Source organism: Bradyrhizobium macuxiense (assembly GCF_001542415.1).
GTDB classification, from domain to species: Bacteria; Pseudomonadota; Alphaproteobacteria; order Rhizobiales; family Xanthobacteraceae; genus Bradyrhizobium; species Bradyrhizobium macuxiense.
In genome coordinates, this window is the sequence record NZ_LNCU01000039.1 from 1 (window position 1) to 10,393 (window position 10,393).

General features: G+C 64.7%; 11 protein-coding genes. 8 read left to right on the forward strand and 3 right to left on the reverse strand.

Annotated elements, in window-relative coordinates:
* Positions 1-10: 10 nt before the first annotated feature.
* Positions 11-847, reverse strand: coding sequence for an IS5 family transposase (locus AS156_RS11015; protein ID WP_066499812.1), 837 nt, complete (start codon positions 845-847; stop codon positions 11-13).
* A 110-nt stretch (positions 848-957) separates the two neighbouring features.
* Complete coding sequence (locus AS156_RS11020) at positions 958-2,067, reverse strand: ATP-dependent DNA helicase (RefSeq protein ID WP_066503655.1); 1,110 nt, start codon at positions 2,065-2,067, stop codon at positions 958-960.
* Positions 2,068-2,319: 252 nt separating this feature from the next.
* Here AS156_RS11020 and AS156_RS11025 point away from each other — a divergent pair, with 252 nt between their 5' ends.
* The 8 genes from AS156_RS11025 (at position 2,320) to AS156_RS43270 (ending at position 9,570) form a co-directional block, all read left to right on the forward strand.
* Positions 2,320-3,525: an LLM class flavin-dependent oxidoreductase gene (locus AS156_RS11025; RefSeq protein WP_066503656.1), complete on the forward strand. Its 1,206-nt coding sequence runs from the start codon at positions 2,320-2,322 to the stop codon at positions 3,523-3,525.
* A gap of 314 nt (positions 3,526-3,839) precedes the next feature.
* The gene (locus AS156_RS11030) at positions 3,840-4,790 is read left to right on the forward strand and encodes a sulfonate ABC transporter substrate-binding protein (RefSeq protein WP_066503657.1); all 951 of its coding nucleotides are present in this window, start codon (positions 3,840-3,842) and stop codon (positions 4,788-4,790) included.
* A 41-nt stretch (positions 4,791-4,831) separates the two neighbouring features.
* Positions 4,832-5,785 carry a sulfonate ABC transporter substrate-binding protein gene (locus AS156_RS11035; protein WP_066503658.1) on the forward strand — a complete coding sequence of 318 codons (954 nt, stop codon included), beginning with the start codon at positions 4,832-4,834 and terminating at the stop codon, positions 5,783-5,785.
* Positions 5,767-6,948 carry an FMNH2-dependent alkanesulfonate monooxygenase gene (gene ssuD / locus AS156_RS11040; protein ID WP_066503659.1) on the forward strand — a complete coding sequence of 394 codons (1,182 nt, stop codon included), beginning with the start codon at positions 5,767-5,769 and terminating at the stop codon, positions 6,946-6,948. Before AS156_RS11035 ends, ssuD begins: the two co-directional genes overlap by 19 nt.
* Positions 6,945-7,751 (forward strand): aliphatic sulfonate ABC transporter permease SsuC, encoded by an 807-nt coding sequence (gene ssuC / locus AS156_RS11045; RefSeq protein ID WP_066503661.1) that lies wholly within the window; start codon positions 6,945-6,947, stop codon positions 7,749-7,751. Before ssuD ends, ssuC begins: the two co-directional genes overlap by 4 nt.
* Before the next feature lie 8 nt (positions 7,752-7,759).
* The gene (locus AS156_RS11050) at positions 7,760-8,605 is read left to right on the forward strand and encodes an ATP-binding cassette domain-containing protein (RefSeq protein WP_066503662.1); all 846 of its coding nucleotides are present in this window, start codon (positions 7,760-7,762) and stop codon (positions 8,603-8,605) included.
* A 7-nt stretch (positions 8,606-8,612) separates the two neighbouring features.
* Positions 8,613-9,206, forward strand: a complete 594-nt coding sequence (locus tag AS156_RS11055) for a flavin reductase family protein (RefSeq protein ID WP_066503663.1) — start codon at positions 8,613-8,615, stop codon at positions 9,204-9,206.
* Positions 9,207-9,414: 208 nt separating this feature from the next.
* Positions 9,415-9,570, forward strand: a complete 156-nt coding sequence (locus AS156_RS43270) for a hypothetical protein (protein WP_201456026.1) — start codon at positions 9,415-9,417, stop codon at positions 9,568-9,570.
* 40 nt (positions 9,571-9,610) lie between these two features.
* Here the strand turns inward: AS156_RS43270 and AS156_RS44215 are convergent.
* A partial coding sequence (locus AS156_RS44215) for a sigma 54-interacting transcriptional regulator (RefSeq protein WP_245312716.1) occupies positions 9,611-10,393 on the reverse strand: 783 nt, incomplete at its 5' end.

The following is a 10,393-nucleotide window of genomic DNA, read 5'->3' on the forward strand; positions in this document are numbered from 1 at the left end:
AGAGTCTGACTCAAAAAGCGTGTTGGGGCCTGGCGAGGCGTCTGATCAGGAGCCTGAGATGGGCGACGAGAAGCCAAGCGACTTCGGTTGCCGCGGAGCCCTCGAAGTCCTTGGCGAGACGACGGCACCTGCCGAACCAGGCAAAGGTACGCTCGACGACCCAGCGTCGGGGTAAGAGCTGGAAGCCTTTGACGCCGGGTGGCCGCTGGACAATATCGATGGTCCATTGGCCGCAATGGGACAGTGCGTCGAGCAGCTGTTTGCCGCGATAGACTCGGTCAGCAAAGACATGCTGAAGCCTGGGGAAGTGTTCTCTCAGATGTTCCAGCAGAGGGACAGCACCGTGGACATCCTGAACGTTGGCGGGATGCACGTGGACTGCCAGCAGCAGACCATTGGTGTCAGTGACGATGTGCCGCTTACGTCCATGAAGGCGCTTGCCGGGGTCGAAGCCGCGTGGCCCGCCGGCCTGCGTCGTCGGAGCCGTCTGGCTATCGATGACGGCAGCCGTCGGTCCCGGCTTGCGCCCGAGTTTCCGCCGCGCTTGCCGGACCAAGGCTCCGACGATCCGGTGCCACCGGCCACTGTCGCGCCAGGCATAAAAATAGCCTTGGACCGTCGAGTATGGCGGGAACTCGCTCGGCAGGGCTCGCCATTGGCAGCCCGTCGACAAAATGTAGAAGATCGCCTGCACGACCTCGCGCAAATCGACTTCCCGCGGGCGTCCTCGTCGCTGTCGCGCCGGCATCTTCCGGGATATCAGCGCCCACTCCGCATCGGTCAGATCGCTTGTGTAGCGCAGCCCTTTGCGTTGATACTCGACACGAGTGATTTCGGTCCACGGCATCGTACCCTCCCTCGAATCTTCGCAAATCCGAAGGAATCACAGCCAACCGAAATCACTCACTCCTTTTTCAGTCAGGCTCTCAGGATGAGGTCTGAATGTGTGGAAGAGGCCTACACCACCACGCTCAGCCGCTTCGCCGCTCGCGTAATGCCCGTGTACAGCCAGCGGGCGCGGCTGTCCTGGAACGCAAAGCTCTCGTCGAACAGCACCACGTCGTCCCATTGCGAGCCCTGCGACTTGTGCACGGTCAGCACGTAGCCGTAGTCGAACTCGTCATACGGCTTGCGCTGCTCCCACGGCACGCCCTCGACGCCGCCGTCGAAGCATTCGCCGCGCACCGAGACCTTGGTGACCTTGTAGCCGAAATCCTCGTCCGGCATCACGCGCATGGTGATGATCTTCGATTTCGACTGCGCGCGCGCCTTCACCCGCCACAGCCCGCCGTTGAACAGGCCCTTCTTGCGGTTGTTGCGCAGGCAGACCAGCTTGTCGCCGGCCACGGGCAGGGGATCCTCGATGTTCTGCCGTTGCCGCACCCGCATGTTGTAGGCGCGGCGGGTGTTGTTGCGGCCGACCAGCACCTGATCGGCGCTCATCACGCGGTCCGGATCGAGCTCCTTGCGCGAGACCACTTCGCTATCGCCGTGGCGGCCGATCTCGAGTTCGCGGCCCTCGCGGATGTCCATCGACAACCGCACGATCGGATCGTCCTGTGCCTGGCGATGCACCTCGGTCAGCATCGCGTCCGGCTCGGCGTCGGTGAAGAAGCCGCCGCCCTGGATCGGCGGTAATTGCGCGGGATCGCCGAGCACCAGCAGCGGGCAGTCGAACGACATCAAATCGCGGCCGAGCTCGGCATCGACCATCGAGCATTCGTCGATCACGATCAGCTTGGCTTTCGAGGCCGGCGCGTCGTCCCACAATTCGAAGCTCGGCTGCTCGACGCCGGATTCGCGGGCGCGATAGATCAGCGAATGGATCGTGGAGGCGCTGTCGCAGCCCTTGTTGCGCATCACCAGCGCCGCCTTGCCGGTGAAGGCGGCGAACTTCACCTCGCCGTCGACACCCTCGGCGATGTGGCGGGCGAGTGTGGTCTTGCCGGTTCCGGCATAGCCGAACAGGCGAAACACCGGCGGCGTGCCGTTCTGGCCGGGCTTGGCTTTCAGCCAGTCGGCAACAGCTTTCAGCGCGGTGTCCTGATGCGGCGTAAATGTCGTCACGTGAATATGTCTTGGCGCTTTCGGAAGGATGAGCGCGCGACCGATAGCGCCGCGACTCAAGCGAACACAAGCTAAACATTCATGCGCTCCGATCAAGCCAGCTTCCGCTGCGCGGAATTGGAGTTTCGCGCCCAAGGCTAGACTTGATCCGAGCCGGCACTAGACTGACCCAAAACAACAATCGGTCGGGACCGCAGCAAAGTGGTCGAGACCACAACAAGTGGTCGGGGACACGACCTTGGGAGTGACGCCATGAAATTCGGCATCTTTTACGAGCTGCAACTGCCGCGACCCTGGAACGACGGCGACGAGCTCAGGCTTTACCAGAACGCGCTGACGCAATTGGAGACCGCCGACCGGCTCGGCTACGATTACGCCTGGGTCGTGGAGCATCACTTCCTCGAGGAATATTCGCACTCGCCGGCGCCGGAATCATTTCTCGCTGCGGCAAGCCAGCGCACCAAGGACATCCGGCTCGGCCACGGCATCTTCCAGCTCACCACCAACCATCCGGCGCGCGTCGCCGAGCGGGTCGCGGTGCTCGATCTCCTGAGCAACGGACGCTGCGAGTTCGGCATGGGCGAGAGCGCCTCGATCACCGAGCTGACGCCGTTCGGCCGCGACATGGAGACCAAGCGCGAGGTGTTCGAGGAAGCTGTTCAGGCGATCTTCCCGATGTTCACCAAGGTCGGCACCGAACATCACGGCAAGTATTTCGATATTCCGTTGCGCAACGTCGTGCCGAAGCCCGTGCAGAAGCCGCACCCGCCGCTCTGGATGGCCTGCTCGCAATTGCCGACGATCGAACGCGCCGGAGAGAACGGATTCGGCGCGCTCGGCTTCCAGTTCGTCAGTGCCGAGGCGGCGCACGCCTGGGTGCACGCCTATTACAACGCGATCACCAAGCGGCTGAAGAAGCTCGCCGACTACGAGATCAACCCTAACATGGCGCTGGTGTCGTTCTTCATGTGCGCGGAGACGGATGAGGAGGCCCGCAGGCGCGCCGACGGCGCGACTTTCTTCCAGTTCGCGTTGCGCTACTACGGGCAGGCACAGAACCGGCAGCGGCCTGCGCCGGGCACCGTCAACATGTGGGACGAGTACAACAAGTGGAAGCGCGAGAATCCGGACGCGCAGGAGGCCGCGCTGCGCGGCGGCCTGATCGGTTCGCCGGAAACGCTGCGCAAGAAGCTGCGCCGCTTCCGCTCATCGCATATCGACCAGGTGATCCTGCTCAACCAGGCCGGCAAGAACACGCACGAGCATATCTGCGAGTCGCTCGAGCTGTTCGCCAAGGAAGTGATGCCGGAGTTCCAGCACGATCCCGAGCACGAGGCCTGGAAGAAGGGCGTGCTCAGCGGCGCGATCAAGCTCGAGGAGATCGACACCGAAGCGTTCAGAGATCGCTATGGTAAACTCGCGGTCAGTGTCGGGCAGAAGAGTGCGGCTGCGGGATGATCGATTCCTGAAGCTTCGGCTCTGAGTGAACCAGAGCCGAAGCTTCAGATTCCTGCTTTGACGCGTTGTCTTCACGCGAACCGGTATCCACTTCGCTCGACAACGCTCCTGTGCGGCGATCTCGCGATCTCGTGAGGAAAATAATTCGCTACACACTGTTCGCGTTCTAAAAGAAACGACATGTGCGATGCCCGCATGAAAGTGCTGATATCGCTATTTTTCCGGAGTGCTCGACAGCTTCATTCGCCGCCCCCATCATCCTGACATCGCATGATCGTGCAGCGCAGCGCGCGATCGTCAGGAGAGTTTCTGCAATGAAGCGTCGTGAGTTCCTCGAATTGTCGCTCGGCTCCGCCGCCGCAGCTGCGCTGTCACAGCGCGCGCAGGCGCAGACGGGCACGAAGGAAATTCGTATCGGCTATCAGAAGAACGGCGTGCTCGTCATCGCGCGCCAGCGCGCCGCTTTGGAAAATCATTTCAGGCCGCAGGGCATCGACGTGAAATGGGTCGAGTTCTCCGCCGGCCCGCCGATGATGGAGGCGATGAATGTCGGTAGTGTCGATTATGGTGCAGTCGGCGACTCGCCGCCGATTTTCGCGCAAGCCGCGGGCGCGGCCATCGTCTATGCGGCAGCGCAGCCGATCATCAACGGGTCAGGCATCCTGGTGCCGCAAGCTTCGGCAATCACGACGATTGCGGATCTCAAGGGCAAGCGCGTCGGCTTCACCAAGGGATCGAGCGCCCACAACATCGTCATCCGGACGCTGGAGAAGGCGGGCCTTACCTATAACGACATCACGCCGGTCTACCTGACCCCACCGGACGCCGGACCCGCCTTTGCGAATGGCGGCATCGATGCCTGGGCGATCTGGGATCCGTATTTCGCAATCGGCGAGACCAGACAGAACGGTCGCATTCTGGTGAACTCCCGCGAGATCACCAAGACCAACTCGTTCTATATCGCCAACCGCGACTTCGCGAAGAACAACGGCCAACTCCTGCAGCAGATCGTCGATGTCACGACGTCGACCGCGGCGTGGGCGCAGGCGCATCCCGAAGAGGTCGCGAAATCGTTGAGCGCCGTCACCGGCGTTCCGCTCGACATCCAGATCATCGCGGCCAAACGGGCCGGGTTTTCGGTCGGACCTGTCACCGACGATATCGTCGCAACCCAGCAGGGCGTCGCCGACGGGTTCTTCAAGCTCGGCCTGATTCCGAAGCAGATCGCGATCCGCGACATCGTCTGGCGCAACACCCAGACCTGATCGCCTGTTCCTTGGTCAATTCAATGCAGAGGACGTCACCCATGACGCGTTTGTTTCGACGCTGGATCGCCCGCGCGGTGCTGTCGCTCAGCGTGGTCGCCGCGACGGTCGGTGCGTCCTACGGCCAGGAGAAGGTCGTCCGTATCGGCTATCAGAAATACGGCAAGCTGGTGCTGCTGAAGAGCAAGGGCTCGCTCGAGGAGAAGCTGAAGGGTGCGGGCTACAAGGCGGTTTGGACCGAGTTTCCGTCCGGACCGCCGCTGCTCGAAGCGCTCAATGTCGGCGCGATCGATTTCGGCAACACCGGCGAGGCGCCGCCGATCTTCGCGCAGGCCGCCGGCGCACCGATCCAGTATGTCGCCTACGAGCCGGCGGCGCCGAAGGGCGAGGCCATCCTCGTGCCGAAGGACAGTCCGATCAAGTCGGTCGCCGAGCTGAAGGGCAAGAAGGTCGCGCTCAACAAGGGCTCCAACGTCCATTATCTCCTGGTCAAGGCGCTGGAGAAGGCGGGTGTCAAATATTCCGAGATCGAGCCGGTGTTCCTGGCGCCCGCCGATGCGCGCGCCGCCTTCGAGCGCGGTGCTGTCGATGCCTGGGTGATCTGGGATCCGTTCCAGGCCGCGGCCGAGGCGGCAACCGGGGCGCGCACGCTGGCCGACGGCACCGGCGTCGTTGCGAACTATCAGTTCTATTTCGCATCGAAAACGTTCCTGCAGCGCGATCCGAAGATCGTCGGTCTCGTGCTCGCGCAGTTGAGCGAAGTCGATGACTGGGCGAAGGGCGACATCCACGCCGTGGCCGAACAGCTTGCGCCATCCATCGGGCTCTCGGTGCCGGTGGTGGAGGTCGCGCTGAAGCGCCAGGCCTACGGCATCAAGCCGGTCACCGATGCCGTGATCGCCGACCAGCAGCAGGTGGCCGACACGTTCTTCGCGCTCGGCCTGATCCCCAAACAAATCAAGATTTCTGACGTCGCATGGAGGCCGGGAACGTGAGCACCCCAACCAACGCCAATATCCTCTGGTTTCTGCCGACCCACGGCGACAGCCGCTACCTCGGCACGTCGCAGGGCGGACGCGAGGTGAACTTCAACTATCTGCGCCAGATCGCGCAGGCCGCGGACCAGCTCGGCTATTACGGCGTGCTGCTGCCCACGGGACGGAGCTGCGAGGACTCCTGGGTCGTGGCATCAGCCGTCGCGCCCTGGACCGAGCGGCTGCGCTATCTCGTCGCGGTGAGGCCAGGCCTGCAGTCGCCGAGCGTTGCCGCGCGCATGACCGCGACGCTGGACCGGATCTCGAACGGCCGCCTGTTGGTCAACGTCGTCACCGGCGGCGACCCCGTCGAGAACAAGGGCGACGGCGTCTTCCTGTCCCATGACGAGCGCTACGAAGTGACGCGTGAGTTCCTCAAAGTCTATAGCGACCTGCTTGCGGGCAAGACCGTCAATGTCGAGGGCAAGCATATCCGGATCGAGGATGGCCGGCTCTTGTTCCAGCCCGTTCAGTCGCCGCGCCCGCCGCTCTATTTCGGCGGCTCCTCCGACGCCGGCATCGATGTCGCGGTCGATACCGTCGACAAATACCTGACCTGGGGCGAGCCGCCGGCGCAGGTCGCCGAGAAAGTCGCGCGGGTGAAGGCGGTGGCTGCGCAGCGCGACCGCAAGCTGTCGTTCGGCATCCGCCTGCATGTGATCGTGCGCGAGACCAACGCGGAAGCCTGGAAGGCCGCCGACGAGCTGATCCAGTATGTCACCGACGACACGGTCGAGGCCGCGCAGAAGATCTTCGCGCGGATGGACTCGGTCGGTCAGCAGCGCATGGCGCAGCTGCATGGCGGGCGGCGAGACCAGCTTGAGATCAGCCCGAATCTGTGGGCCGGCGTCGGCCTGGTGCGCGGCGGCGCCGGCACCGCGCTGGTCGGCGATCCCCGGACCGTGGCCGCACGGATCAAGGAGTACCAGGACATCGGCGTCGATACCTTCATCCTGTCCGGCTACCCGCATCTCGAGGAAGCCTATCGCTTCGCCGAACTGGTGTTCCCGCTGCTGTCGCTGGCACGTCCGGACAACGTGACGCCGATCCGCGTCAACACCGGGCCGTTCGGTGAAACCATCGGCAACGACTACCGTCCGCAGAAACAGGCATCGCAGTCATGAGTTTGATAGACAGTCTTCCGCGCGTTCGCGCACCCAAATTGCCGCGCGTCGACAGCCTGATCCCGTGGATCGTGCCGCTCGCGATCATCGTGCTCTGGCAGCTCGCCTGCGTTACCGGCTTCGTGCCGTCGCGCGTGCTGCCGGCGCCGACCGACGTCGCGCTGGCGGGGTGGAAATTGCTGCTCTCCGGCGAGCTGGCCCGCAATATCTGGGTCAGCTTCTGGCGCGCCAGCATCGGCTTTTTGATCGGCGGCAGCATCGGATTCGCCTTCGGTCTCGCCAACGGCCTGTCGCAGCTGTCGGCGAAGCTCACCGACACCACGCTGCAGATGGTTCGCAACATCCCGCATCTGGCGCTGATCCCGCTCGTCATCCTGTGGTTCGGCATCGACGAGTCGGCCAAGCTGTTCCTGGTCGCGCTCGGCGTGTTCTTCCCGATCTATCTCAACACGCTGCACGGCATCCGCACCGTCGATCCGCAACTGATCGAGATGGGCCGCATCTACGGCATGAGCGACGGCGAGCTGTTCCGCCGGGTCATTTTTCCCGGCGCGCTGCCGTCGATCTTCGTCGGCCTGCGCTTTGCACTCGGCATCATGTGGCTGACGCTGATCGTGGCCGAGACCATCGCGGCCTCGTCCGGCCTTGGCTACATGGCGATGCAGGCGCGCGAGTTCATGCTGATCGACGTCGTGGTGCTCTCGATCCTGATCTACGCCTTGCTCGGCAAGCTCGCAGACAGCGCCTCGCGGGCGCTGGAGCGCTTGACCCTGTCCTGGCACCCCGCCTTCCAGAAGAAGTGAGAACGAGAATGCAAGAAGTGCTTCATTTCCAGTCCGCAGATGCCGAGCCGGTCGAGCGCGCCGATATCCTCACCGAGGCGCGGCAGTTGCGGCGGGCATCGGAAGGCGCGGCGCGGGGGCTGTCTCTGACCGTCCGCGGCCTGCGCAAATCGTTCGGCGACAACGATGTATTGCGCGGCATCGATCTGCATATTCCGGCCGGCCAGTTCGTCGCGATCGTGGGCCGCAGCGGCTGCGGCAAGAGCACGCTGCTGCGCCTCGTCGCGGGGCTCGAGAAGCCGACCGCGGGGAGCATCGCTTTCGGCGAGCAGCCGCGGGCTCAGGATATACGCGTCATGTTCCAGGAGCCGCGCCTGCTGCCCTGGGCGCGCGTGCTCTCGAATGTCGAGGTCGGGCTTGGCCGCGAACGGTCCTCGGCCGACGCGCAGGCGCGTGCCGAGCAGGCGCTGGTCGAGGTCGGTCTCGGCGACAAGCGCGCGCAGTGGCCCTCGGTGCTCTCGGGCGGCCAGAAGCAGCGCGTCGCGCTGGCGCGGGCGCTGGTCAGCCAGCCGCGCGTGCTGGCTTTCGACGAGCCGCTCGGCGCGCTGGACGCACTGACCCGGATCTCAATGCAGCAATTGCTCGAACGGGTCTGGCGCGACCAGGGCTTCACCGCGATCCTGGTGACGCATGACGTCGCCGAGGCGGTGGCACTGGCCGACCGCGTGCTTGTCATCGAGGACGGCCGCATCGCGCAGGATGTCGCGATCGACCTGCCGCGGCCGCGCCGGCGCGGCTCGGCCGAACTGGCTGCGCTGGAAGGTGAGATCCTGAAACACCTGCTCGAAGGCAGCGAAGACACGTCCGACCTGTGAGGTTGCCATGAACTCCGTTGTCCGAAACATCTCGGTTGCTCCCGCCGCCTCCGCTGGCGACTTCCGCGGCGCGATGCGTCATCTCACCGGCGGCGTCAGCGTCATCACTGCCGGCCGCGGCGCGGATGTTTCGGGAATGACGGTGACCTCGGTGTCGTCATTGTCGGTGGATCCGCCGTCCCTGATCGTCAGCATCAACCGCGCGGCGTCGTCATGGCCGCTGATCAAGCGGCATGGCGTGTTCGGCGTGAATATCCTGACGGCGGACCAGCTCGACATCGCCGAACGCTTCACCGGCAAGGGCGGGCTGAAGGGGGCGGAACGGTTCGCCGGCGCCGGATGGACGACGCGTGCCTCGGGCGTGCCGCTTCTGGTCGGCGCGCTTGCGGCGGTTGATTGCGAGGTCGAGGAGACGATCGAACGGCATTCGCACGCTATCGTGATCGGCCGCGTGCTCGACGTGATCGCCTCGCAGCGCACCGCTGCGCTGGCCTACTGGCACGGCGAGTATGTCGCGATCGACCGGGAGGAAGATGCCGCGAGGCTAGCCGAGGTCAGCCTGCCGTCGCGTCACGTCCACGCGCGAGGCCGCGTTAGCTGACGCCCCGTACCACCGCTAAAATGTCACGACACAGCAGGCCCGGTTTCGCAACCGCGATCCATCCCGGATCACGCGGGATCCAACCCTGCTGGAAAGCGTTCTCGCTAGAGCAGCACGGTGAGTGTCGCGGGGGGCGCGGCATGTTGCCGGTGGCGCTTGGCCGGGCGGCAGACTAAAAGGCGGGATATTTCGGGGGCGTGACGGTTCGATGAAGCGCGTGGGAATCTGGCTGTTCTATCTCGTTGGCGCGCTCGCCATCGGCTATCTCGCGCTGTACGCCTATGTGACGTTCACGGGCCGCACCATCACGCCCGGCGATCCGATTCGGATCTTCCGCAAGCCCGACGCGCCGAGCTATTCGTGATCCGAGGCAATCGCGTCGATTGCCTCGCCGTTTGGGTTCCTCAGCCTGCCGCCGCCAGCCGCTGATAGTCGGGTGCGCCGTTGCCGGCCGGGGTGATCGGGATGCCGCCGTCGGCATATTCGTTCAGCTTGTTGCGCAGCGTGCGGATCGAGATGCCGAGGATGTTGGCGGCATGGGTGCGGTTGCCGAGGCAGTGCTTCAGCGTCTCCAGGATCAGGTCGCGTTCGACATCGGCGACGGTGCGGCCGACCAGCGCCCGGGTGACCTGCTCGGCGGCGAAGGTGGCGTGTGCCACCGCGGGCGCGGTCTTGGCGAGGTCGAGGCGGTCGCCGTCGGGCGTGAGAATCGCCTCGGGCCCGATCTCGTCGCCCTGCGCCATCAGCACCGAGCGATGGATGGTGTTCTCGAGCTCGCGGACGTTGCCCTGCCAGCGGTTCGCGGTCAGGATCCGCCGTGCGTCGGCTGAGATCGGGCGCACCGGCACGCCATTGGCTTCGGCGTATTTCTTGGCGAAGTGCTGCGCCAGCTCGAGGATATCGGCCGGGCGGTCGCGCAGCGGCGGGATCTTCAGGTTGACGACGTTGAGGCGGAACAGCAGGTCTTCGCGGAAGGTGCCTTCGCGCACGGCCTCGGCGAGGTTGCGGTTCGAGGTCGCGATGATGCGGATGTCGACCGGCACGGGCCTGGTGCCGCCGACGCGGTCGATCACACGCTCCTGGATCGCGCGCAGCAGCTTGGACTGCAGGCGGACGTCCATTTCGGAGATTTCGTCGAGCAGCAGCGTGCCGCCGGTCGCTTCCTCGAACTTGCCGATGCGGCGGGC

Excerpts from the sequence above, each read along its gene's own strand:
- AS156_RS11025 (WP_066503656.1), top strand. The coding sequence starts at position 2,320 with ATGAAATTCGGCATCTTTTACGAGCTGCAACTGCCGCGACCCTGGAAC.
- AS156_RS11050 (WP_066503662.1), top strand. The coding sequence starts at position 7,760 with ATGCAAGAAGTGCTTCATTTCCAGTCCGCAGATGCCGAGCCGGTCGAG.
- ssuC (WP_066503661.1), top strand. The coding sequence starts at position 6,945 with ATGAGTTTGATAGACAGTCTTCCGCGCGTTCGCGCACCCAAATTGCCG.
- ssuD (WP_066503659.1), top strand. The coding sequence starts at position 5,767 with ATGGAGGCCGGGAACGTGAGCACCCCAACCAACGCCAATATCCTCTGG.
- AS156_RS11055 (WP_066503663.1), top strand. The coding sequence starts at position 8,613 with ATGAACTCCGTTGTCCGAAACATCTCGGTTGCTCCCGCCGCCTCCGCT.
- AS156_RS11030 (WP_066503657.1), top strand. The coding sequence starts at position 3,840 with ATGAAGCGTCGTGAGTTCCTCGAATTGTCGCTCGGCTCCGCCGCCGCA.
- AS156_RS43270 (WP_201456026.1), top strand. The coding sequence starts at position 9,415 with ATGAAGCGCGTGGGAATCTGGCTGTTCTATCTCGTTGGCGCGCTCGCC.
- AS156_RS11015 (WP_066499812.1), bottom strand. The coding sequence starts at position 847 with ATGCCGTGGACCGAAATCACTCGTGTCGAGTATCAACGCAAAGGGCTG.
- AS156_RS11035 (WP_066503658.1), top strand. The coding sequence starts at position 4,832 with ATGACGCGTTTGTTTCGACGCTGGATCGCCCGCGCGGTGCTGTCGCTC.